The organism is Spiroplasma endosymbiont of Dasysyrphus albostriatus (assembly GCF_964019495.1).
Taxonomy (GTDB): domain Bacteria; phylum Bacillota_I; class Bacilli_A; order Mycoplasmatales; family VBWQ01; genus Spiroplasma_E.
Genome location: NZ_OZ026447.1, coordinates 447958 through 473197, shown reverse-complemented (window position 1 = coordinate 473197; position 25240 = coordinate 447958). Strand labels below are relative to the sequence as shown.

Annotated in this window: 29 protein-coding genes; 9 read left to right on the top strand and 20 right to left on the bottom strand. The window is 24.4% G+C overall.

Annotation, left to right across the window (positions count from 1 at the left end; genetic code table 4):
• Position 1: 1 nt before the first annotated feature.
• Positions 2–502 (bottom strand): IS630 family transposase, encoded by a 501-nt coding sequence (locus tag AACL11_RS02880; RefSeq protein WP_338988468.1) that lies wholly within the window; start codon positions 500–502, stop codon positions 2–4.
• Positions 503–530: 28 nt separating this feature from the next.
• The gene (locus AACL11_RS02875) at positions 531–890 is read right to left on the bottom strand and encodes a helix-turn-helix domain-containing protein (RefSeq protein WP_338973555.1); all 360 of its coding nucleotides are present in this window, start codon (positions 888–890) and stop codon (positions 531–533) included.
• Between the two features lie 217 nt (positions 891–1107).
• Between AACL11_RS02875 and AACL11_RS02870 the strand changes: the two genes are divergently transcribed.
• From AACL11_RS02870 to AACL11_RS02860, 3 genes are all read left to right on the top strand, one after another.
• Positions 1108–1482, top strand: coding sequence for a hypothetical protein (locus AACL11_RS02870; RefSeq protein ID WP_338987615.1), 375 nt, complete (start codon positions 1108–1110; stop codon positions 1480–1482).
• 18 nt (positions 1483–1500) lie between these two features.
• Positions 1501–2580: a hypothetical protein gene (locus AACL11_RS02865; protein ID WP_338988092.1), complete on the top strand. Its 1080-nt coding sequence runs from the start codon at positions 1501–1503 to the stop codon at positions 2578–2580.
• 147 nt (positions 2581–2727) lie between these two features.
• Entirely contained in the window at positions 2728–3966 is a 1239-nt protein-coding gene (locus AACL11_RS02860; protein WP_338986819.1) for an IS256 family transposase, read from the top strand.
• 30 nt (positions 3967–3996) lie between these two features.
• On the opposite strand, the gene AACL11_RS02855 is transcribed toward AACL11_RS02860, so the two are convergent.
• Entirely contained in the window at positions 3997–4464 is a 468-nt protein-coding gene (locus AACL11_RS02855; protein WP_338988478.1) for an IS630 family transposase, read from the bottom strand.
• A gap of 28 nt (positions 4465–4492) precedes the next feature.
• Positions 4493–4852, bottom strand: coding sequence for a helix-turn-helix domain-containing protein (locus AACL11_RS02850; RefSeq protein WP_338973555.1), 360 nt, complete (start codon positions 4850–4852; stop codon positions 4493–4495).
• A 340-nt stretch (positions 4853–5192) separates the two neighbouring features.
• Here AACL11_RS02850 and AACL11_RS02845 point away from each other — a divergent pair, with 340 nt between their 5' ends.
• The 4 genes from AACL11_RS02845 to AACL11_RS02830 all read left to right on the top strand — a co-directional run bounded on the left by AACL11_RS02845 (position 5193) and on the right by AACL11_RS02830 (position 8860).
• Entirely contained in the window at positions 5193–6266 is a 1074-nt protein-coding gene (locus AACL11_RS02845; RefSeq protein ID WP_338988090.1) for a TMF family protein, read from the top strand.
• Entirely contained in the window at positions 6263–6661 is a 399-nt protein-coding gene (locus AACL11_RS02840) for a DNA translocase FtsK (RefSeq protein ID WP_338988476.1), read from the top strand. The genes AACL11_RS02845 and AACL11_RS02840 overlap by 4 nt, the downstream gene beginning before the upstream one ends.
• 82 nt (positions 6662–6743) lie before the next feature.
• On the top strand, positions 6744–7982 hold the full coding sequence (locus AACL11_RS02835) for an IS256 family transposase (RefSeq protein ID WP_338986819.1): 1239 nt from the start codon (positions 6744–6746) through the stop codon (positions 7980–7982).
• 26 nt (positions 7983–8008) lie between these two features.
• Positions 8009–8860 carry an FtsK/SpoIIIE domain-containing protein gene (locus tag AACL11_RS02830; protein WP_338988474.1) on the top strand — a complete coding sequence of 284 codons (852 nt, stop codon included), beginning with the start codon at positions 8009–8011 and terminating at the stop codon, positions 8858–8860.
• 65 nt (positions 8861–8925) lie between these two features.
• On the opposite strand, the gene glyA is transcribed toward AACL11_RS02830, so the two are convergent.
• Positions 8926–10227, bottom strand: coding sequence for a serine hydroxymethyltransferase (gene glyA, locus AACL11_RS02825; RefSeq protein WP_252319797.1), 1302 nt, complete (start codon positions 10225–10227; stop codon positions 8926–8928).
• A gap of 37 nt (positions 10228–10264) precedes the next feature.
• Positions 10265–10693, bottom strand: coding sequence for a ribose 5-phosphate isomerase B (gene rpiB / locus AACL11_RS02820; protein ID WP_174480264.1), 429 nt, complete (start codon positions 10691–10693; stop codon positions 10265–10267).
• Positions 10694–10897: 204 nt separating this feature from the next.
• On the opposite strand from rpiB, the gene AACL11_RS02815 reads away from it, so the two are divergent.
• Positions 10898–11323 carry a PPC domain-containing DNA-binding protein gene (locus AACL11_RS02815; RefSeq protein WP_338988089.1) on the top strand — a complete coding sequence of 142 codons (426 nt, stop codon included), beginning with the start codon at positions 10898–10900 and terminating at the stop codon, positions 11321–11323.
• Here AACL11_RS02815 and fba read toward each other — a convergent pair.
• From fba to ychF, 11 genes are all read right to left on the bottom strand, one after another.
• Entirely contained in the window at positions 11320–12189 is an 870-nt protein-coding gene (gene fba / locus AACL11_RS02810) for a class II fructose-1,6-bisphosphate aldolase (protein WP_252319793.1), read from the bottom strand. The genes AACL11_RS02815 and fba overlap by 4 nt on opposite strands.
• Positions 12190–12326: 137 nt before the next feature.
• Positions 12327–13931 (bottom strand): CTP synthase, encoded by a 1605-nt coding sequence (locus tag AACL11_RS02805; RefSeq protein ID WP_252319791.1) that lies wholly within the window; start codon positions 13929–13931, stop codon positions 12327–12329.
• A 36-nt stretch (positions 13932–13967) separates the two neighbouring features.
• On the bottom strand, positions 13968–14375 hold the full coding sequence (rpoE, locus tag AACL11_RS02800) for a DNA-directed RNA polymerase subunit delta (RefSeq protein WP_338988088.1): 408 nt from the start codon (positions 14373–14375) through the stop codon (positions 13968–13970).
• A 51-nt stretch (positions 14376–14426) separates the two neighbouring features.
• Positions 14427–16067 carry an arginine--tRNA ligase gene (argS, locus tag AACL11_RS02795; RefSeq protein ID WP_338988087.1) on the bottom strand — a complete coding sequence of 547 codons (1641 nt, stop codon included), beginning with the start codon at positions 16065–16067 and terminating at the stop codon, positions 14427–14429.
• Between the two features lie 83 nt (positions 16068–16150).
• The gene (locus tag AACL11_RS02790; protein WP_252319787.1) at positions 16151–17242 is read right to left on the bottom strand and encodes a hypothetical protein; all 1092 of its coding nucleotides are present in this window, start codon (positions 17240–17242) and stop codon (positions 16151–16153) included.
• Positions 17243–17273: 31 nt separating this feature from the next.
• Entirely contained in the window at positions 17274–18467 is a 1194-nt protein-coding gene (locus AACL11_RS02785; protein ID WP_338988086.1) for an HD domain-containing protein, read from the bottom strand.
• A gap of 191 nt (positions 18468–18658) precedes the next feature.
• Positions 18659–20104 (bottom strand): glutamate--tRNA ligase, encoded by a 1446-nt coding sequence (gene gltX, locus AACL11_RS02780; RefSeq protein WP_338988085.1) that lies wholly within the window; start codon positions 20102–20104, stop codon positions 18659–18661.
• Between the two features lie 22 nt (positions 20105–20126).
• Entirely contained in the window at positions 20127–20930 is an 804-nt protein-coding gene (locus tag AACL11_RS02775) for a hypothetical protein (RefSeq protein ID WP_338988084.1), read from the bottom strand.
• Positions 20931–20944: 14 nt separating this feature from the next.
• A complete protein-coding gene (locus AACL11_RS02770) occupies positions 20945–21604 on the bottom strand; it encodes a hypothetical protein (RefSeq protein WP_338988083.1) in 660 nt (219 codons plus the stop codon).
• Between the two features lie 14 nt (positions 21605–21618).
• Positions 21619–22122: a hypothetical protein gene (locus AACL11_RS02765; RefSeq protein WP_252319777.1), complete on the bottom strand. Its 504-nt coding sequence runs from the start codon at positions 22120–22122 to the stop codon at positions 21619–21621.
• Positions 22123–22207: 85 nt separating this feature from the next.
• A complete protein-coding gene (ychF, locus tag AACL11_RS02760) occupies positions 22208–23305 on the bottom strand; it encodes a redox-regulated ATPase YchF (protein ID WP_252319775.1) in 1098 nt (365 codons plus the stop codon).
• A 110-nt stretch (positions 23306–23415) separates the two neighbouring features.
• Between ychF and AACL11_RS02755 the strand changes: the two genes are divergently transcribed.
• Entirely contained in the window at positions 23416–23649 is a 234-nt protein-coding gene (locus tag AACL11_RS02755) for a hypothetical protein (RefSeq protein ID WP_338988080.1), read from the top strand.
• Positions 23650–23868: 219 nt separating this feature from the next.
• Here the strand turns inward: AACL11_RS02755 and AACL11_RS02750 are convergent, their stop codons facing one another.
• Genes AACL11_RS02750 through AACL11_RS02740 form a run of 3 tightly spaced genes read right to left on the bottom strand, consistent with a single transcriptional unit; the run spans position 23869 to position 25208 of the window.
• Complete coding sequence (locus AACL11_RS02750; protein WP_338988079.1) at positions 23869–24180, bottom strand: hypothetical protein; 312 nt, start codon at positions 24178–24180, stop codon at positions 23869–23871.
• A 9-nt stretch (positions 24181–24189) separates the two neighbouring features.
• On the bottom strand, positions 24190–24999 hold the full coding sequence (locus tag AACL11_RS02745) for an IS3 family transposase (RefSeq protein ID WP_338988473.1): 810 nt from the start codon (positions 24997–24999) through the stop codon (positions 24190–24192).
• A 32-nt stretch (positions 25000–25031) separates the two neighbouring features.
• Positions 25032–25208 carry a hypothetical protein gene (locus AACL11_RS02740; protein WP_338988077.1) on the bottom strand — a complete coding sequence of 59 codons (177 nt, stop codon included), beginning with the start codon at positions 25206–25208 and terminating at the stop codon, positions 25032–25034.
• Positions 25209–25240: the final 32 nt, after the last annotated feature.

Sequence of the window (25240 nt, the reverse complement as noted above, 5' to 3'; positions counted from 1 at the left end):
GCTAACTAAAGTAATGTTTACTCATATCTTGAAAAACAAAATCAATCGCGTTTTTAATATTTGGTCAATAATTTGGTAATATTTTTCTTATATTATGTTTTATAGCAAATCAAAAATGTTCAATTGGATTTAAATTAGGAGAATATGGTGGAAGAAATAATAGTTTGCATCCAGCATTTTCAATTAATTGTTTTGTTGCTTTAGATTTATGAAACGTCGCATTATCTAAAACTATAATTTGTCCACACTTTAATACTGGAATTAGTATATTTTTAACATATGATTCAAAAATTTTACTATTGCAATGTCCTTCAAATGCTCATAGAGCTTTTAATTTACCTTTATTTAGTGCACCAATTATACTCATTCTCTTTATTTTATATGCAGGTTTATTATCAAATAATCTTTTACCTTTTTCAGACCAACCATATTTATAAAATTCATTATCATCAATTCCAGATTCATCAATATATACCAAATCTTCATTCATTATTTTCGCTATTTCTTTTAAAAAATCTTCTTGTTTATTTTTATCTCTTTGTTCATATAGAAAAGTTTTTTTTATATGTATAATTTAGTTTTTTGAAATAGTTATAAACTGTTTCTTTTGTCATATCACCAAATTTTTCAATTACTTTTTGAACTGTAACATCTTTATTTTCTGCTAAATAATTTTTTAATTCATCTAAATCCTTTATTTTGTGGCTATGTCCTTTTTGATAATTCAAAATTGGTTTTATATTTCCGGTTTTTTGCTTTCTTTTTCTTCATAAAAATAAAGTCTTTCTAGTGATATTGAACACTTTACAAATTTCTTTAATTTTCATGTTTTTACTTTCATAAACTTCTATTACTTTTCTTCGTAAGTCCTCACTGTATGGTTTTGGCATAATTTAATCTTCCTAATCTATTTTAATTATTGCTGAATTATACTTGTAAGTGCAAGAATTGTTTAAATTACATATTATTATTTTACATTATTTATGAGTAAACATTACTTTAGTTAGCTATATTAGAAAATGCAGTTAAAGATTATAAAAAACTAATAAGTGAAATGCCACAATTAGTTAAAGATTGATTATTGGGATAAGATTAGGAGAATATTAAATGTTAGAAAATGAAGATAATGTTCAACAAACAACTGAACCTTTAACTGAAAATAATGCTCAACAAGAAATAGAAAATAAAGTTAATGAAGCAGAAAATAAGTTAAATAAACTTAATCAAGAAATTAAAGAAAAAGAAATGATTAATATATTTAAAAAATATCAAGTTAAAACTGAATTTTATGATTTTTTAAAATTTAAAACAAGTAATCTAGAAAATTCAAAAATTGAAGAAACTATTAAAAAAATGATTAAAGAACAACCAGTATTTAAACAAACAATTAATACAGGTGGTAATAAACAAATAATTATTAATAATAAAACAAATGATAAAGAAAATTTTTTAATTAATTATAAAAAGAAAAATTATTTATAAACGAAAGGAAGAAATAAAATGTCAGTACCATTTAATCAAAATTTAGACAATACAGAGAGATTAGTAGAAGCACCAGAATTTATAGAGTTTTTTAAAATTTCAAATAGTCCATGGGCAAACTTTTTTCCTACTGAAATTGTTGACTCAGTAAATATTGAGTTTATTGTTAAAAAACCAAAAAAACCGGAAGTAAAAATTATTGCTTGGGATGATAAAAGTAAAAGATATGAATTACCATATGTTGATACAGATAAAATTAGTAAAAAAATAACTAAAAAATATCTTGCAGGAGAAATTATTGCAGATGTAGATTTAAAAGCAAATAATGGACAAAATTTATTAGATAGTATGCAATATGAAGTTGCAAATGATTTAGCAGATAAATTGGCAATTGATGATACACAAGCAATTGCAAAATTTGCTACTAAAATCGATATTGAAGATACAACACCAGTAGGCTATTTAAAATCAATGTTATCTGCTTGAAATACTTTGTTTCAATTTAGAAATATTGCAAATAGTAAATTTTTTATTACTAATGGTCTTTATGATAGTTTAGTTTATTTAGCAGATAATAAAGGTTTAATTACCGATAATCAGTTGGCACAACAATTACGTTTAAATGGAAATAATTTATATGTAAAAGGCGTATTATGTGAAATCGTTCTTGATGACTATATGATTTTTACTAATGATAAAAATGAACAACAATTAATGACCTTTATTTTAGCAACACCAAGAGCAATGAAAAGATACATGATAGAAAATACAGTTATTTATGTAGATTTTATTAAAGATGATAAAGCAGGAAGAGCATATAAAGTTGCTGGTGAAGTTGTTGGAGAAGCAATCCCATATATTTCTAATAATGAAACAACATCAAGATGAATGTTATGTGGAGTTATTAAAACAGAAAAAAATGATTTAAAAACTAAAATTACAGTTTTAACAACAAATATTACTGCAAATGTTAATAACAATAACAATGAATTAAATACAGAAATAAAAAGTACTAATGAACTTAAATCATTAAATCCAAATTTAACAAATCCAACTATTAAATATTTTAGTGATGCACAAGGAAAAACTAATGTATAGCTAACTAAAGTAATGTTTACTCATATCTTGAAAAACAAAATCAATCGCGTTTTGGTAATGTTTAGTAATCTGTGTAACTTACAAAAATAACTATGTTTAATTAGTTCTAGTAAATATAATTAATTTTCTAGAAAGAGTGAGTTACAGATGGCTAAAAAGCAAAATATTAATAACAATGATCCAATATCACAAGCAGTAGATTTATTATTAGAAAATACTGAAGATTTAACAACAGTTTTTAAAGAGGGAGGATTATATAAAGAATTAACAAAAAGATTAGTAGAAAAAATGTTGAATTCTGAGATGCAAAATTATTTAGGATATGATAAGAATCAACATAGTAATAGTGACAATGCTCGTAATGGTATAAGTTCAAAAAAATTAATAAGCCAACAAGGTAAAATTGAAATTGATGTACCAAGAGATCGTAATAGTAATTTTAATCCTGTAATAGTTGCAAAAAGACAAAGAAGATTTGATGGTTTTGATCAACAAGTTCTTTCTTTATATGCAAAAGGTATGACATTATCAGATATTAGAATGCAATTACAAGAGTTATATCATGGTGCTGATATTAGTGAAAGTGTTATTAGTCAAATTACTGATGATGTTATTGATGACGTCAAAGCATGGCAAAATCGACCATTAGATAGTGTTTATCCGATTGTTTATTTTGATTGTATAGTAGTTAAAGTACGACAAGATAAACGGATTATTAATAAATCAGTTTATATAGCTTTAGGAGTTGATTTAGAAGGTAAAAAAGATGTTTTAGGTTTATGAATTAGTGAAAATGAAGGTTCTAAATTTTGATTAGCCAATTTCACAGAAATGAAAAATCGTGGCTTAAATGATATTCTGATTGCTTGTAGTGATAATTTAACAGGCATGTCAGAAGCAATACAATCAGTTTATCCTAAAACCGAACATCAATTATGCATCGTTCATCAAATTAGAAATAGTTTGAAATATGTCTCATATAAGCATAGAAAATCTCTAGTTGCAGATTTAAAACCAATTTATACTGCATGTAGTGAAGAACAAGCAATGCAAGCTTTAGAATCATTTGAAAATAAATGAACTAAACAATATCCACAAATTGCTAAATCTTGATATAAAAATTGAGATAATTTAATGGTTTTTATTAGTTATCCTGCAGAAATAAAAAGGGTAATTTATACCACAAATGCTATTGAATCTGTTAATAGTCAATTACGAAAAGTCATCAGAAATAAAAAAGTTTTTCCTAACGATATGTCAGTTTTTAAAATATTTTATTTAGCAATTGACAATATAACAAAAAAATGAACAATGCCCATTCAAAATTGAAATACAGCAATTGCTCATTTTATGATAAAATTTGAAGACAGAATTAATCTGAATTAGTAACTTTGTAAAACAAAGAAACACAGATTATTAAAAAGCCTCCGCGTTTTTAATATTTGGTCAATAATTTGGTAATATTTTTCTTATATTATGTTTTATAGCAAATCAAAAATGTTCAATTGGATTTAAATTAGGAGAATATGGTGGAAGAAATAATAGTTTGCATCCAGCATTTTCAATTAATTGTTTTGTTGCTTTAGATTTATGAAACGTCGCATTATCTAAAACTATAATTTGTCCACACTTTAATACTGGAATTAGTATATTTTTAACATATGATTCAAAAATTTTACTATTGCAATGTCCTTCAAATGCTCATAGAGCTTTTAATTTACCTTTATTTAGTGCACCAATTATACTCATTCTCTTTATTTTATATGCAGGTTTATTATCAAATAATCTTTTACCTTTTTCAGACCAACCATATTTATAAAATTCATTATCATCAATTCCAGATTCATCAATATATACCAAATCTTCATTCATTATTTTCGCTATTTCTTTTAAAAAATCTTCTTGTTTATTTTTATCTCTTTGTTCATATAGAAAAGTTTTTTTTATATGTATAATTTAGTTTTTTGAAATAGTTATAAACTGTTTCTTTTGTCATATCACCAAATTTTTCAATTACTTTTTGAACTGTAACATCTTTATTTTCTGCTAAATAATTTTTTAATTCATCTAAATCCTTTATTTTGTGGCTATGTCCTTTTTGATAATTCAAAATTGGTTTTATATTTCCGGTTTTTTGCTTTCTTTTTCTTCATAAAAATAAAGTCTTTCTAGTGATATTGAACACTTTACAAATTTCTTTAATTTTCATGTTTTTACTTTCATAAACTTCTATTACTTTTCTTCGTAAGTCCTCACTGTATGGTTTTGGCATAATTTAATCTTCCTAATCTATTTTAATTATTGCTGAATTATACTTGTAAGTGCAAGAATTGTTTAAATTACATATTATTATTTTACATTATTTATGAGTAAACATTACTTTCGTTAGCTATATATATAACCATATAACTAATTAAAGTACTAATAATATTTTAATTTATATATATTATATATTTTTTAAAAAAATAAATAAAAATTACTAATAGTTCACATCATAATAATATTTATTAAAATGGTTAGTAAGTAGTAACAAACACCCCTATATATGATATTATTTTTATACAATCACTCAACCAATAAATTTAAAATAGAAAAGTTAGGAGTTTAAAATTATGAAAGATTTTAAAAATATTAAAATTAAACAAATTAAAAATAGTAATAATAATAAAATTGGTATCTTATTAGGTACTCTAATTTTATTGTTATTAATAACTTTTAGTTTATTAAGACTACTACCAATTGGTAAATTTTTAGACGACTTTATATTTTCTTTTTTATTTGGATGAAGCAAATATTTAATTTATATATTATTATATATATCTTTAATTCCACTTTGTTTTAATTATTATTTTAAATTTAAAGTTTCCTTTGTTTGAGCAATAATTACTACTATTATATGCTGCGCTTGAACAATTGAAACTATTACTATTATTAGTCATTATGATAATATTTGATTTAATAATAAATTTCATATTAATTTAATTAATGATTATTATCAATCTTGATGAAATTCAACTATTTTTAATAATTATCACGGATTTTTCAAATCACCTATTTCCTTTAATAATTGAACTATTGATAGTTTCTTTCCCTCTTATCTTGTTGGCGGATTAATTGGTAATACTATATTAGAATTTTTAGGTTACACAACTTTTTTTGTTAATTTTATATTAAATATATTAATGATTATTATTTGTTTTAGTTGATTATTTTTTAACCGTCCCTTAATTTTATTTATCACTATTTCAAATCATATCAAAGAAACAATTTTAGATTTTAAAGTTAAGCGAAAAGATCAAAAAATTAATAAATTAGAAAAAGCAAAAGAAAAACAAAAAAAACTTACTTTGGCACAAAATAATACTATCAAAATCAATAATCTAAAAAAAGAACTAAAAATAAACAAACAACAAGCAAAAAACAATAATAAGCAATCTAAATTAGAAACTAAACAATTTACAAAAGAAAATCTAGCAAACAATAAAGTAAAAAATGAAAAAATAAACTTTGATATAGAAACCAATAAGGAATTATTACAAGAAAATAACAATATTAACAAAATTAATAATCAAAAATTAGAAAATAATGAAACAAAAGTTAAAGAACAAAACAAAATTATTAATCAAATTGAAAAACAAAATAACAATCAAGAAAAACAAAAGCTTTTCTTCCTGAACAAACTATAATTAATCAAAAATATATTTTACCAACATTAAAATTAACTAAAAAATCAGATAATCTAATAAAAAAGCAAGAAGAAAATGAAAAATATGCTTTAGAAAATAAAGAAAAAATTAATCAGTTATTTAAAGAATTTTCTGTTCAAGGAAAAGTAAATGATTTTACTATTGGTACAACAGTAACAAAATACGAGGTTTCAATCACTTCAGGAATGAAAATTAACAAAATTACTAACTTAGAAGAAGAACTAAAACTAGTTTTAGCAAATAATAATATTAGAATCGAAGCACCAATAGCTGGTAAATCAATGATTGGAATTGAAGTTAGTAATAAAAATATTGTTCCAACTAATATGCAAGAACAATTTGAAAATATAAGCGAAAAATATGGTAATGTTTAGTAATCTGTGTAACTTACAAAAATAACTATGTTTAATTAGTTCTAGTAAATATAATTAATTTTCTAGAAAGAGTGAGTTACAGATGGCTAAAAAGCAAAATATTAATAACAATGATCCAATATCACAAGCAGTAGATTTATTATTAGAAAATACTGAAGATTTAACAACAGTTTTTAAAGAGGGAGGATTATATAAAGAATTAACAAAAAGATTAGTAGAAAAAATGTTGAATTCTGAGATGCAAAATTATTTAGGATATGATAAGAATCAACATAGTAATAGTGACAATGCTCGTAATGGTATAAGTTCAAAAAAATTAATAAGCCAACAAGGTAAAATTGAAATTGATGTACCAAGAGATCGTAATAGTAATTTTAATCCTGTAATAGTTGCAAAAAGACAAAGAAGATTTGATGGTTTTGATCAACAAGTTCTTTCTTTATATGCAAAAGGTATGACATTATCAGATATTAGAATGCAATTACAAGAGTTATATCATGGTGCTGATATTAGTGAAAGTGTTATTAGTCAAATTACTGATGATGTTATTGATGACGTCAAAGCATGGCAAAATCGACCATTAGATAGTGTTTATCCGATTGTTTATTTTGATTGTATAGTAGTTAAAGTACGACAAGATAAACGGATTATTAATAAATCAGTTTATATAGCTTTAGGAGTTGATTTAGAAGGTAAAAAAGATGTTTTAGGTTTATGAATTAGTGAAAATGAAGGTTCTAAATTTTGATTAGCCAATTTCACAGAAATGAAAAATCGTGGCTTAAATGATATTCTGATTGCTTGTAGTGATAATTTAACAGGCATGTCAGAAGCAATACAATCAGTTTATCCTAAAACCGAACATCAATTATGCATCGTTCATCAAATTAGAAATAGTTTGAAATATGTCTCATATAAGCATAGAAAATCTCTAGTTGCAGATTTAAAACCAATTTATACTGCATGTAGTGAAGAACAAGCAATGCAAGCTTTAGAATCATTTGAAAATAAATGAACTAAACAATATCCACAAATTGCTAAATCTTGATATAAAAATTGAGATAATTTAATGGTTTTTATTAGTTATCCTGCAGAAATAAAAAGGGTAATTTATACCACAAATGCTATTGAATCTGTTAATAGTCAATTACGAAAAGTCATCAGAAATAAAAAAGTTTTTCCTAACGATATGTCAGTTTTTAAAATATTTTATTTAGCAATTGACAATATAACAAAAAAATGAACAATGCCCATTCAAAATTGAAATACAGCAATTGCTCATTTTATGATAAAATTTGAAGACAGAATTAATCTGAATTAGTAACTTTGTAAAACAAAGAAACACAGATTATTAAAAAGCCTCAAAAATATAAAAATAAAAAATTATTAATTAGTATTGGTAGAAATACTACTGGTGATTACATCTTTCATTCATTAAAAGAAATGCCGCACTTATTAATTGCTGGTAGTACTGGTTCAGGAAAATCAGTTTTTATTAATGATTTACTAATTTCTTTGCTCTTACAATACAAACCTCATGAAATAAAACTAATATTAATCGATCCTAAATGAGTAGAATTAGCAATTTATAATGATATCCCACATTTAATTATTCCAGTAATTAATGAAGCAAACAAAACACCAGCAGCATTACAAGTAGTAATTTTAGAAATGATGCGTCGATACCAACTATTTGCAAAAAATGGAAATCGTGATATTGAAAGTTATAATAAAAAAATAAGTCAAGAAATTGATAAATTACCTTATTATATTATTGTTATTGATGAATTAGCAGATTTAATGGTACAAGCAAGCAAACAAATTGAAGAAGGGATCATGCGAATTACACAAATGGGTCGAGCAGCAGGAATTCATTTAGTAATAGCAACACAAAGACCATCAGTAGATGTAATTACTGGCGTAATTAAAAATAATATTCCAGCAAGAATTGCTTTTAAAGTTGCATCTTGAATTGATTCAAAAACAATCCTTGATACTGCTGGAGCAGAAAAATTATTAGGTAAAGGCGATATGTTATTTTTAGCTCCAGGACAAAATAATATCAATCGTTTACAAGCACCATGAATTAGTGATGAAGATGTTTCAGAATTAATAAAGTTTATTAAAGAACAATCTTCGGTTAAATATGATAATAATTTTATTGAAAAAATGAAAGAAATTAAAGATTCAAAAAAATAAAATAAGTTTTCTGTTAATTAACAGAAAACTTATTTTCATATTCCAAACATAAAATAATTATTTTATTATTGAGGTAATTTTATATCTTCATAAATGGGAAATTTATTTAAAAGCATATCAACTTTTTTTCTTAATTCATTTAAACCATCATCATTAATACCCTTAGGTAATTTTCAAGCACTAATAATAATCTTTCCTAATTCAATAAACTGCTCTTCTTTAAAACCTCTCGTTGTCATTGCTGGACTACCAAAACGAACACCACTAGTAATAACAGCTGGTAAAGGATCAAAGGGAACACCATTCTTATTAGCAACAATATTAATCTTTTCTAAAATATCAACAGCTTCTTTACCATTTAAACCGTTAATATTAGTAACATTAACAGTTAATAAATGATTATCAGTGCCACCCGCCACTACATGAAATTTTGCATCAAGAAAAGTTTTCGCTAATGCTTGAGCATTTTTAATTACTTGCATTTGATAAGTTTTAAATTCTGGCGTTAATGCTTCATAAAAAGCTTGTGCTTTTGCTGCAATAATATGTTCCAATGGCCCACCTTGATTACCGGGAAATACCGCACTATCAATTTTCTTTTTTAATTCTTCGGTGCAAAGAATAGCACCACCGCGTGGTCCTCTTAATGTTTTATGAGTTGTTGTTGTTGTAATATCAGCATAACAAATAGGATTTTGATGTAATCCAGCAGCAATTAATCCAGCAATATGCGCCATATCAACCATTAAATATGCTCCAACAGTATCGGCAATTTTACGAAACTTTGATCAATCAATAAGTCTTGAATAAGCACTAGCTCCTGCTACAATAATTTTTGGTTTACATTCTTTAGCAATTTTTAAAATTTCATCATAATCTAAATATTCATCCTTTTTACTTACACCATAATTAACACCGTGATAAATTTTACCAGAAAAATTAATTTTATAACCATGAGTTAAATGACCACCGGCATCAAGTTCCATACCAAGAATAGTATCACCTGGACGTAATATAGCAGCATATGCTTCAGCATTAGCTTGACTACCAGAATGAGGTTGTACATTAGCATGAAAATTACCTTTTTTACATTGACCTGGTTTATGATTACAATTAAATAATTGTTTAAAACGCTCTATTGCCAAATTTTCAATTTTATCAACATTTTCGCAACCATTATAATATCTTCTGCCAGGATAACCTTCTGCATACTTATTAGTTAATATTGTTCCAGCAAGTGTAAGTACAGCTGGTGATACATAGTTTTCTGAAGCTATTAATTCAATATGATTTTGTTGACGTTGTCATTCATCTTTCACAATTTTTTTTAATTCTGGGTCAAGACCCTTATTAAAAGATTTATCCATTTTTAAACATCCTCTCTTTAATAATTTAATAGTAAAATTATTTTAGTTTTGCAACTCTTAATTGATGTCTTTTTTCATCACTTGTTTTAGTATTTAAAAATAATTTCACAAGTTCTACTGCTTTATAATCAGAAATAATTCTAGCACCTAGTGCTAAAACATTAGCGTCATTATGAAGCCTTGCCAATCTTACTGTTTCTTCTTCATAGCAAAGGGCACAACGAACACCATTAATACGATTGGTAGCAATGCTAATACCAATACCAGTACCACAAATTACAATACCAAAATCTGCTTTTTTACTAACAATAGCATTAGCAACATTAAAACCAAAATTAGGATAATCAACAGGCTCACTGCTATTTGTTCCTAAATCTAAAATTTGATAGCCTTCTGTATGTAAAAATTTAATAATTGGTTGTTTAAATTCATAAGCGGTATGATCATTACCAATAGCAATTACTAAACCATTAGTTTTCAACTTTATCACTTCCTTAGTTTAAATATTAGTTTTATTATACCTATTAATTTTAAAATTAATATATTTTCTTTTTAAAATAATTTTTATTACAAAAAGAAAAATATTTTTTCCTATAATAATCAAATTTAATCATTATTGCTATTAATAAATATGTTAAAATACTGCTAAAAGAAAGGTGAGATTCTTATTATGAAAATTAAAAAAATGATCGGAAATAAGTATGCATTAATTATTGAAAAAGATGAAATGATTATTAAAACTTTAGAGCAATTTGCTATTAAAGAAAACATAGGAATGGCACAATTCCAAATGATTGGTGCTATTACTAATGTCACTTTAGGCTATATTCCTAAAAAAAGTACTGATTATGTAAAAAAAACTTTTCTTGAACAATATGAATTGTTATCAACAATTGGAACAATCATTTGAGATGAAAAAGATAGAAATAAACCAATTATTCATTGCCATACTACTTTTGGTGATGATAATTTTAACGTAATTGGTGGTCATATGTTAGACGCGAAAGTTGCTATTAAGGCTGAAGTAATAATTGATATTTTAAGTAATGAAAAAATATCACAAGTTATTGATAATAAAAGTAATTTTCATATTTAAGATTTTCCTAATGAACCAAATTCTGTTAATAATTCTTTAGCTTTAAGTTTAATTGCTTCCATTCCTGGCTTAAAAATTTTTCTAGGATCAAACCCTTTATCTTCATTAAGTTTTCCTTCCGTAACATATTTTTCAATAGCTGCGGCGAACACTTCTTGTAATTCAGTATTAACATTAATTTTACTAATTCCTAAATTAATAGCTTTTTTAACCTGATCTTTTGGAATTCCAGAACCACCATGTAATACCATTGGCTTATTTGAAGCTACTGATAAATTTTTTAACACATCAAAATTTAAACCATCTCAATTTTTAGGATACTTTCCATGAATATTATTTATTCCGGCTGCTAAAAAGTCAATTCCTAAAGCTGCTAATGATTTACAATCTTCCTCACTAGCAATCTCACCACTACCAATAACTCCATCTTCTTCACCACCAATAGTCCCTGCTTCTGCTTCAACAGATGCATTTCTTTTCTTAGCATAAGCAACTACTTCTTTGGTACCTTTTATATTTTCATTAAAATCTAAATGAGAACCATCAAACATAACAGAACTAAAACCAGCATCTAATGCTTTCTTACAAGAATCTACTGATTGACCATGATCTAAATGTAATGCCACTGGAATAGTAATATTTAAATCATTCAATAACGCTAAAGTCATACTAGCAACTGTGTTAAATCCACCCATGTATTTAATAGCACCTTCTGAAACACCTAAAATAACAGATGATTTAGTTTCTTGTGCAACTTCAAGAATAGATCTTGTTCATTCTAAATTATTAATATTAAAGTGAGCAACGGCATATTTACCTGCTTTTGCTTTATCAATCATATTTTTTGCACTAACAAATTTATTCATTTCTTTTCCTTCTTTCTTAAAATATTATAACCTTATATTATATATTTTCATAAAAAATCTATTTGCATATATATTTTGAGAATATACAATTCATAAAAATTATAACAATTTTAAAATTAAATTTTCTTACTTTATCATTATTTTTTAATAATACTTTTAATTAATCCTAAAAATAAAGGATTTGGTTTATTAATTCTTGATGTGAACTCAGGATGAAACTGACTTGCAATAAAGAATGGATGTACTTCTTTTGGCAACTCAATCATTTCTACCAAATCTTCTTTATTATATATACCACTAAAAATTAATCCATTTTTTGCAAGTAATGTTTTATAACTATTATTAAATTCATAACGATGACGATGACGTTCAATAATAATCGTTTGTTTATAAAGAGATTTTGCTAATGAATCATTAATTAAAGTGGTTGGATAATTACCCAATCTTAAAGTTCCCCCGATTTGATCATTTTTATTTTTACCACGTAATAAATCAAAAATAGGATTTTTAGTTTTTTCATTAAATTCAGTAGAATTAGCATCTTGTAAATTACATACATTACGAGCATATTCAATACAAGCTAACTGCATACCTAAACATAATCCTAAGAAAGGAACTTTATTAACTCGAGTATAATTAATTGCATTGATTTTACCTTCAACACCACGATTACCAAAGCCACCAGGAACAATTATTGCTTGGAAAGGAGAAAGCATAGAATTAATGTTTTTACTATCTAAACTTTCAGCGTTAATAATTTTATAATTAACTTTAGTATTAAGACTATAACCTGCAATTTTCAATGATTCAATTACTGATAAGTAAGCATCACTTAAATTCGAATATTTTGCCACAATACCAACAGTAACTTCTTGATTAATATTATCTAACTTTTTAACAATTGTATGTCATTCTGACATATCTGGTTTAGTTTTATTTAATTTTAATAATTCTGAAACTACTTCATCAATTTTTTGTTGTTCTAAAGATAATGGCACTTTATAAATATTATCACAATCAGGAATTGCTAAAACATGCCTGCGTTTAATATTACAAAATAAAGATAATTTATCAAAAATATGATCAGGTGGCATAGTTTCACTACGACAAACCAAAATATCAGGTTGAATACCTAATGATAATATTTCTTTTACTGAATGTTGACTGGGTTTCGTTTTAAATTCACCAACCGAATGTAAATAAGGAATTAATGTAGTATGAATAACAATAACATTTTCATGACCTTTTTCGTTTTTAACTTGTCTAATGGCTTCAATAAAAGCTAATGATTCAATATCACCAACTGTTCCACCAATTTCGGTAATAATAACATCAGCCTTACTATTAATTGCGGAATTAAAAATATGTTTTTTAATTTCATCAGTAACATGTGGTACAACTTGTACAGTTTTCCCTTCATAAAAACCATCGCGTTCCTTTTTTAAAACAGTTTGGTATACTTTTCCGGCAGTAATATTGGAGTCTCTAGTCAGATTTTCATCAATAAAACGTTCATAATGACCTAAATCTAAATCAGTTTCAGCACCATCACTAGTTACATATACTTCACCATGTTGATAAGGACTCATAGTACCTGGATCAACATTAATATAAGGGTCAAATTTTTGCATAAAAATCTTAATATTTTTTTGCTTTAATATACGCCCAAGCGATGCTGCTGTAATTCCTTTACCTAAAGATGATACAACACCACCAGTAATAAATATATACTTTGAATTCATTAGTTTTCTCCTAAATATTAATTAATAATATCATTATTATTCATCATGATAACTATCTTCTAATGGTTGAATACTAATGGTATTTAAATCATCATCTTCATCTTCTACGTCTTCACTTAAATCTATAGTTTCATCATTATCTGTAACTGTTTCAGTACTATCAATTTCTTCTTTTGTATTACTTGGAATTTCTACTCTTGTCATATGTTCTTTAATTTCCTCTAATGAGACTTCATTACGTGGATATCAAAGTTTATCATTTTTTAAGAAAAAATTGGTATTTAAAATAATTCCAGTATAAAGTTCACCAGCAATTTTTTCTTCATCTTCTTTAGAAATATTACATTGTTTTTTAACATGTGTTCAAATTTCATTAAAACTGCTTTTTTTCTTTTTGCATAAAAAACTATATGCTACTTCTACTAATGTTTGTTTGTTTTGCATTTCTTAATCACCTTCTAAATTGTATATTATAAATAATAAAAAATATATTTTTTACATCTTTTTAGGCGCATCCACACCAATTAAATTTAAAGCATTTGCCATTATTTGTTTTATTGCTAAAACTAATGTTAATCGTTGAATTGTTAATTGTTGATCTTCACTAATAACTTTATGTTTATTATAATAAGAATGAAATAACTTAGCTAATTTTTGAATATAATTTGTAAGCAAATGTGGTTGATGCTGTTTTTCAATTTTTTGCAAAATAATTATATATTCATCTAATGTAATCAATAATTCTTTTTCCTTTTGTTCTGTTAATAAATTAATACTATTTGCAATTTCAAATTTTGGATAATTCTCTATAATTTGATTTATACGCGCATGAACATATTGAGCATAATAAACAGGATTTTCGTTAGATTGTTGTTTAGCAAGTGCTAAATCAATATCAAGATGTGATTCAACTGATCTTGATACTAAAAAATAACGTAAAGCATCCTTTCCAATTAAATCTATCATATGTCTTAAAGTTATTGATGTTCCTGCTCTTTTTGACATTTTTTGTTCTTTACCATTATCAATAACCTTTACCATTTGCATACATAAAATATCAAGTTTAGTGGCATCATTATTAAGCATATATAATCCCGCTTTAATTCTTGGAATATAGCCATAATGATCTGCTCCTCAAATATTAATTAACACATCACTACGTTGAAATTTAATATGATGATAAGCTAAGTCAGGAAGCATATATGTATAAGTTTTGTCTTTCTTAACAATTACACGATCTTTATCATCTTCAAATAAAGTAGTTTTTAAAAAAATAGCACCATCAAGTTGATAAGTATTGCCTTGCATTTCAAATTGTTTGATTAAATTAGAAATAATATTTTCTTTATATAAAAATGATTCAGAAAATCAAATATTAATTTTAACTTTAAATTTTTTTAAATCTTTTTTAATTTCTGAAAGCATATAATTAATACCAAATTCTTTAAAAATTAAAGAAGAAGTTTCATCAAAAGGTTTATTTGCAAATTTATTACCATTTAATTTCAAAAATGATTGTGCAGCAGCTAAAATTTCAGAACCACGATAACTTTCTTTTGGTAATTCAACAGCATTGCCACAAAGATTTTGATAATTTATGAAAATTGAATTGGCCAAAACATTAATTTGATTACCAGCATCATTAATATAGTATTCTCTAACTATATTATATCCTCTATGTTCTAATATATTAGCTAAACTATCACCAATAGCCGCATTTCGTGCATGTCCTAAATGTAAAAGTCCGGTTGGATTAGCACTAATAAATTCAATATTATAAGTAATATTTTTTTTATTAGATTGACCATATAATGATTTCTCATTAATAATTTTCATTAATAACAAACTAAATACTTCAACATTAATATTAATATTAATAAAACCAGGAGTAATATAATCAATTTTTTTAATTAATGGGTGTTTCTGATGAATATTTTTAACTATAATTTCAGCAATGTCTAATGGTTTTTGTTTATATTTTTTTGCTAATATCATTGCTATTGATGTAGAATAATCACCTAAGTCATTATTTTTATTAATTTCAATAACAACCTGATTCAATTCTATTTCATAATTTGCAAATGCTACTGCATCAAGAATAATAGTAGTGAGTTCATTAATAACATAACTGTCCACAGTTCAGACCCCTTTCAATATCTAAAATATTATACTCATAAATTTAATTTATATCATATAAAAAAGTAAAAATAAATACTTTTTTATAAAAGTTGTTCAATTGTATCATTAACATACTGTATAAATCCAATTCTGATTAAAAATTCCAAAATAGCAACATCATTGTAATTTAAATCAATTAATTCTTGATAGTTACCAAAAATTTGATTATCAAGCACATTTCTTAATTTATCATTAATTTTTTTTGGATCATCTTCGATTTTAATTCCTGAAACTTTAACTAATTCTAAATCAATTTTTTTTTGCATTTTAACTTTAGTATTATCATCTTTATATAATTCTATTAATTTTAAATATAATTCTTGTAATAAACTTAAAGCCTTGACAAAATTACTTAGTAATTCTTGTTCATTAATTATATACGAATTTAAATTATGAAAATAATTATGATTTATCTCAGCTTCATATCTTGCTGCTTGACCGCCAGGATTAATTTGTTCAAAATAACGCAAACGTTCTCTTAAGTTTAATAATATTTTACTCATTTCCTCACTTTCAACTCTTGTAGTACTAATTAATTTAATCAATCGTATTAAATTATGAAAATTAAATTTTTTCTTACTAGCTGAAGGTTCAACTTGAATATATTTTCTTAAACAATGCTTTAATTTTAATTCTAACGATTGATATACTGAAAAAAGAGTAATATGAAAATTATCATATCCAATCCCTTTTTTAATATTTAAAATAGCGTTAACTGCATACATATTAGCGCGATCATTATCATTACCCAAAACATTAGTTAAATGCAAAGTTCTTGGAAATTTATTAATCATTGTAAGTAATGTTTCTTTAAATTTAATTTTTAACGTATTATCTTTAAATTTAATTTGATTTATTTTAACTGATTTTAAATCATTATATTCATTACCTATTATAAGGTAGGCAAAAATAGAAAAATAAACAATTACTTTTTCTTTAAAATTTATTCAAGTAAAATTTAAAGTTTTAATAGCATTTTCAATTTTTTCTTTATTAATTAATACACCCAATATCACTATTACTTCTTGCGTTGCTAAATGATACTCATGTGAATTTAAGTAAAAATCTCCTGGCGTTAAATCTAAAATATTTGGATACTCAAAAACTTTATTAATTGATTTTAAAATTTTCATAATTACCTCATTTTATAATACTTTTAAATTTCTATTTCTTTTTTAAAAAATAAATTGTATTTGGTGCTTTAATTGGATCTTGCAAAATTTGTGAGATTTTTTCTAAAGTAATATATTCTTCGTTTTTTGTTTTAATAATAATTGGATCTTTTTTAAAATAATAAAGTACATTTTTTAAATCTTGTTTAACGCCAATAACATTAGTGTTATTTTGACTTGTTAATAACAACAATTCATTTTCTCAGTTAAAACAAAATAAAATTACTTTTGATATTTTTACTAACTCATTATCTTTTTCAAAATTAATAATATCTTGCATTAACTTAATTAAAGTAGCATCTGTTCAATTTAAATATGTTTGTATTTCAACGCTTTTTCCCTCAAAAATAGCAATAAAATCATGAATATTGACTTTAAATGAATAAGTTTTATCAAAATATAATTCAGTTATTCTTGAAAATAATTTTTGTAAATTAAGATCAAAAAGAATTCCACTTTTATGATAATAAACTTGAGAATACATATGGAACCTTGTGATTAAATAATTTTCAATAGCAGAAATTGCCTTGTATGAAAAAACTAAACCCTCTTTAATATCAATTATCATATTCGTAATAATTCAATCAATATCAATACTTCCATAACCAACTCCTGTAAAATATCCATCACGCATTAAATAATCAATACGATCACAATCTAATTGCGATGATACCAATTGAATTTGATATTTAGGATAATTTTTATAATCCTTCTTAAGGATACCAATAATAGCATTAATATTAATATTAAATTGTTTTAAAATCATGTTAATTTCAGTACTATTATCATTAATAATAGCACAAGTATAATCTTCATGAGTAAAATTTTCTTTTTTATTAACATTAAGGTTTATGATTTTTTCAAAAGTGTGTGAAAAAGGACCGTGTCCTAAATCATGTAATAAACCAGCAATTTTAATGTTTGTTTTTTCCTCTTTAGTTAATAAAGAAGAGCCTTCAACTTCACTAAGAACACGATTTAATATATGGTAAACACCGATACTATGAACATATCTAGTATGAGTTGCATTAGGAAAAGCAATTTGCACACCACCAAGTTGATTAATTCATCTTAATCTTTGAAATTCTTTACAAGATATTAATGCCTGAATAACAGGTTCGCTGATATTAATATTTTTGTGTATAGCGTCACGAATAAAAGTTACTTTATAATTATTGCTTGACATAAATTTTAACCTCTCATTAATATCTTATAAATTTTAGGTATTATTAATTTTTTATTTTAATAGTAACATAATATAAAATTTTTCTTCTATTTTAGTAATTATTTTGAGTAAAAAGAACAATTTTATAATTTTTATTTATAACAAAAGCAAATATTATATTTTCTAGTATAAGTAATAATATTTATTTTTCTTTAATATTTAAAATTTAATTTCACATTATTAATAATGGTATCATAACCTAATAGTTTAATGGTGCTAACTAAATCAGGTCCATGCATTTGTCCTGTTGTAATAATTCTAATTGGCATAAATAATAATTTACCGTTAACATTAGTTTCTTTTTTAACTTCATTAATAATGTTTTTAATATTATCACTAGTTCAATTTTTACAATCAATAATCTTTTTAATAAATGCTGTACAAACTAAGTTACATTCATTATCATTCAAAAAAGTCTTTGCTTCTATATCTACCTTAAAATTATTTTTAAAAAATAAACTTACCAATTCATTAATTTGACTACCATATTCTAACTGTGATTGATAAATTAATAATACTTCTTTTCATCATTCAATAGTTTTGCTATTTCAATTATATTTTTCTTTAATAAAAGGTGTAACTAAATCTAAGTATTGTTCAACATTTAATCTTTTAATATAATAATTATTCATTCACACTAATTTTTCTGGATCAAACATACTTGGTGCTTTACTTAAATATTTTGGGGTAAATAATTTAATTAATTGTTCTTTAGTGTAAATTTCTTTTTCTTCATGCGAACTTCATCCTAATAAAGCAATAAAATTAAAAATTGCTTCTGGCAAATATCCTTCTTTACGATATTGATGAATAAATTGGATAATGCTACCATCACGTTTTGATAATTTTTTACGTTTATTATTAACAATTAATGTTAAGTGGGCAAAAATTGGAATTTTCCAATTAAAATATTCATAAATAACTAATTGTTTTGGTGTATTTGACAAATGTTCTTCACCACGAAAAACATGACTTATTTCCATTAAATGATCATCAATAACAACAGCAAAATTATAAGTAGCCACTCCATTTGATTTAATAATAATATAATCTCCTAAGTCTAGTGAATTAAATTCAACATTACCACGAACTAAATCTTTAATTTTATAACTTTTATTAGTGGGTATTTTAACTCTAATAGCATATGAAATTTTATTTTGTAAATTTTCTTCAATTACAGACTGCTCTAATTTTGAACATGTTCCATCATACTGGAAAGCTAAAATATTTTTATCTGCTTGTTTCTTACGCATTTCTTCTAGATATTGAGGTGTACAAAAACAATAATATGCTTTTTTTTCTTTTATTAGTATTAATGCATGTTGAATATATATATTTAAACGTTCAGTTTGTTTATAAGGACCATATTTACCTGGTAAATCAATAGTTTCATCAGGAATTATTCCCATTCAACGTAAATTATCTAATTGTGAACTAATTCCATCTTCAATATTACGTTCTAAATCAGTATCTTCAATTCTAACTATAAAATCTCCTTTGTTATTTTTTGCAAATAAATAATTAAATAATGCTGTTCTAGCACCACCAATATGTAAATACCCAGTAGGACTAGGTGCATATCGTACACGAATTTTCATATTTTCACCATCTTTATTTAATTTAAGATTTTTTAATCTTATTAACTTTTTTTTCTACTTTATTAGTCTTATTTTTAGAATTTAATTTTTTTTTATTATTTTTAGAGGATTTCAATGCTTTTTTACGATTAGTTTTTGATTGTAATTTTTCATTTACTTCTTCATCAAGAAAAATTGTAATAGTCTGTGTATCATTTGGATCAAATTCATTAGAACTTGGTAATGGTTGTTTTAATTCTGGTTCAAAATCAATTGCTGCTTCAATACGTTGACGATAAAAGTGATATGTTTGAACATTAATTAAATTTAATTTAAGTAATAAAATAACTGCTGCAACAAGTAATGCAAAATAAAAACCAAAAATTGATCAAACAATAGTTGAAGAAACTCAATTTCTATAATAAAAGCTTGGTACTTCAATCGTTCCTCCTCTATTAGGTATTATTTGTGCACTATCATTACTTCATTCACAATAAAGCAATTGACCAGAAAAACTTATCAAAAATCCAACAACAAAAATTATAAAGTTTACAACTAAAAATACAAATTTAAAACGAGGAGATTTTTCAAGAAAAACTCTTGCCGTAAAAATACAACTAATCAAACCGAAACTGCTTACAAATAAACCTATTACTTGTAAATAATAAATTGCAGTATAACTTGAAGGATTAAAACTTGGTGAAGGTTCTGCAATTTGAAAACCATAATAATATAAATCTTTTAAAGCTGTATTTTTTGACAAAGCAATTAAAAAAAATAATTCATAAATAATAAATGTGCTTAATAATAAATAAAAACTAATAAACCACCAATTACGAATTCTCATAAATCTGCCCCCCTTTATTTAATATTCAAAGTTTTTTTACTAAATTCCTTTTCTTGTTTTTTAATTTTTTTTAATTCTTGTTTTCTAATTCGTCTTTGTTTTTTTTCCATACTTCTAGTAGTATAAATTTCATAATCTGAGTTCATAAATGTAAACTTTCTACGCATAATTCAAAAAAATAGTTGTGTAATCAAAATTAAAAAAAGACTAAAAATAATAAATATTCTTGCAATAATTGGATTAATTCAATGATAATTTTCATTATACAATATTCCAGATTGTGAAATATAAGTTAATTGTACTTCTGAACTTAACATTACACTAAGAATTAATAATCAAAAAGCAGTATAAAACATTCTACTGCTATACTTTGAAGAGACAATACTTACTCTAGGAGCAAATATTAATAAAATCATACTTACAATAATTGCAATTAAACAAACAATTGGAGCATAAAATAAATTCAAAATAGGATAATTAAAATCAGTAAGTTTTACATTATATAATTTATATTTTGATACATTAATAGTAGCAAATAAAGAAAAAATAAAAACTGATAAAAAAAGAACTATTGATATTGCCAAATAAACAAAATATGCATTTTTAGTCTTTTGTTCATATGGAATAAAATATGTTTCTTTGTTTTTAATATTATCTAAATCTTTAATTTTCATTATTTTCACCTACTTTATTTTTCATTAGGCAATTCTTCAACTACTAAAATTAAAATAATCGCTGCTATTACTTCACATATTCATACAATTAATGATATTAATGAAAAAAATAGTAATACTGGTATTGATCAAAAAACTAGACTACCACTTAACATTAATGTTGATAATATTAATGTTGAAATAGCAGTAATTCTAAATGAAGATTTCTTTTTAAGTTTCTTTGCTGGTATCATAAAACAAATAATACTGACTAAAATTGCAATTCCAACATATGATAATGATAAAGCTAATTGCAGTTTACTAAATTCAAACCCCATTTTTTGCCCAACAAATGCATTAACTATTAATAGTATTAAAAAAGCAATACTACCAATAATTTGCACAATTGGTGATCAAAAAAGTAAAGCCCTTGAAACTTTTATTTTATTAAGAACATCAAACTTTTTAGTTTTTTTATTTGGAACATAATTGTTTTCTTGAATGTCAGAATCAGGATTTTGTAAATTACTTTTTAACATAATAATTTTTTCCTTTCTTGCTAGTATATTTTCAAATTAATTATAACAAAACTATAACCTTTTTATAATTAATATTATCTTAAAACTAAACATTAAAAAGGAAATGACAAATATCACCATCTTCAACTATATAATTTTTACCTTCAACTCTCATTTTTCCCTTTTCCTGAACATTTTTTTCACTACCCAATAATTCTATATCTTGATAATTATAAACTTTAAGTCTAATAAAACCTTTCATGAAATCTGTATGAATGATACCAGCACACTCTGGTGCTTTCATTCCTTTAATAAAAGTTCAAGCATGAACTTCTTTGGGTCCAACAGTAAAATAAGTACCTAAATTTAATAGTTTATAAGTTGCTAATACAATTTGATCAATTCCTGATTCAAAAATATTTAACTCTTTAAACATTTCTTTTTTTTCTTCTGCTTCTAATTCAGAAAGTTCACATTCTGTCTTAGCACAAACAACAATTACAGTAATATTTTTTTTGCTCATATATTGTTGTAATTGTTCAACATATTTATTGGTTTTAGTTATTAAATCTTTTTCATTAATATTAGCAATAACAATTATTGGTTTAGCAGTTAAAAAATTATAAGGTTTAATCATTAGTAATTCTTCTGAACTTAACTTTTGATTACGAATAGCAATACCATTGTTTAATTCATTATTAATTTTTTCTAATAAAGCTACCTCAGCAATACCTTGTTTATCTCTAGTTATTTGCGATTTTTTACGAACTTTTTCTTTTCGTTTACTTATTACTTCTTGATCAGCTAACATTAATTCCAATTCAATAATTTCAAAATCATTAATTGGATCAATTTTATTTTCAACATGACTAACATTAATATCATCAAAACAACGAATAACTTCGCATATTGCATCAACTGTTCTAATATTAGCAAGAAATTGATTACCTAATCCTTCACCTTTACTAGCACCTTTGACAAGTCCGGCAATATCATGTAATTCTAAAATTGTTGGTACAATTTTTTGTGGATTAAAGATTTTTATTAAATTTAAAATTCTTGAATCATTGACTGGAACGCTACCAATATTTGGTTTTATAGTAGCGAAAGGATAATTTTCAATTAATACTTGTGAATTGGTAATGGCTTTAAATAATGTTGATTTACCTACATTAGGTAAACCAACGATACCAGCAGTTAACATATAATATACACCTGTTTCTTTTACTTATATGATTACATCGTATCATATAAATTATAAAGAAAAATATAAAATTAATTATCAATTAAGAAAAATTTAATTTTGAAGTTGATTTGGATGGTAATGGTACAGTATTTACTAAATTATTAGATTCATTAATAGTATTACCAGCAAGTTCTTCATCATCGCTTTCATCATCAAAAGGATTTGTACTAACTGGTTTAGGAGTAATCTGACCAGAACAAATGCCACTATCACTAGATGCTGTTCTAGTAAGACAATGATTAAATTCTTGACGAGATGATTCAGTACTGCTTTCTAAATCACTATACTGTGGAAAACTATAACTATTAAGTTCTCTTAATATTTTATCGTTATCAATAATAGAATAATCATTTTCTTCAAATTCAGAAGAAAGTGAACTTATCGCACTATCAGTACTATTTGAACGTGATAATTTAGGTTTTTTTTCAATTATTCATTCATCTCAAGGCTCAGATGTTGGTAATAGTTCTGGTATACTTTGTCTTTGATAAGGTACGCTTATTTCATCTATTGATGTTTTATTATCATTTAAATTTGCAATTAAAGTTCCAAAATTTTTTTGTATTATTTTCTTTAACTGTCTTAATAGCTATTTTTGTTTTTTTTCATGTTCAAGATATTTTATTTATTATTTTCTGTCATCAACTAAGTTTTTTAAATTTTGTTTTTGATAATTCTACTAAAGATTTTTTACAATTTTCAATGTCAATATCTTTAATATTATTAATTTTATTTAAAGATACTGTTTCATAATGATCAAAATTATTATAACGACTATATATTTTTAACTTATTTTTAATAATTTGATAGTTTTTATCTTGGAATGGCAACACTTTTTAGGACTATTTTTTGGTAGACATTTGTTGTTGATATTTAACTGGAGTTAAGTAGTTTAAAGTGCTGTGAATTCTTATATTGTTATATCAATTGATGTAATCAAATAATTCTAATTTTAATTGGATTAATGATGTAAAATTTTTATCATTAATAAATTCGGTTTTAAAAGTTTTAAAAGTTGCTTCAGCAACAGCATTATCATAAGGACAACCTTTTTTACTTAAAGAACGGTTAATGTTGAATGCTAGTAAAAGTTTATCAATAATTTTATTGTTAAATTCATTACCGCGATCACTATGAAATATTTGAATATCTTTTAAACAGCGATTTGATTGCATAAATGCTTGATGTACTAATGATGCATCTTTTTTAACTCCAACACTATGTCCGATAATTTCGCGGTTAAATAGGTCTATTAATAGGCAAATATAGTTTCACCTACCATTAACTTGTACATAAGTTAAATCACTAACAATAACTTCATTTTTAATCCTATTCTTAAATTTTCTATTAACAAGATTAGTTATTTGACTATCGTTAACTTTGTTATTATGATTTTTGAATGATAATTTAGTATATTTTGATATTAAATTATGTTCATTCATAATTTTTTTAATTTTTCTGCGCGATAAATAAATTTCTTGGTTTTCTAGAATTTTTTTTAATCTTCTAGTACCATAAACTTCTTTATTTTCTTTAAAAGCACTAATAACAGCTTCATCATAAATATTATTTTTGATTTTATTTTCTTTTTTCTTTAAATTAAAATAATATGTTGATTTAGATATTTTTAAAAAACGACACATTGTGCGAATTTTATATTTAGCTTTATTTTTGACAATAATTTCTATTTTCTGCCTATTATTAGTGCTGATTGCTTTAAAATATCATTTTCCATTCGTAATTGCTTTAATTCTTTTCTTAATTTAATTAATTCATTTTCTTCAAAAGAACGATTATCTTTAGTTTTAAAACTTCCTGAATTACTAAATTGCTTAATTCAATTGTAAGTGGCCCCATCCACTTTTAACTTATCCTCATGATATATCAAAAAAG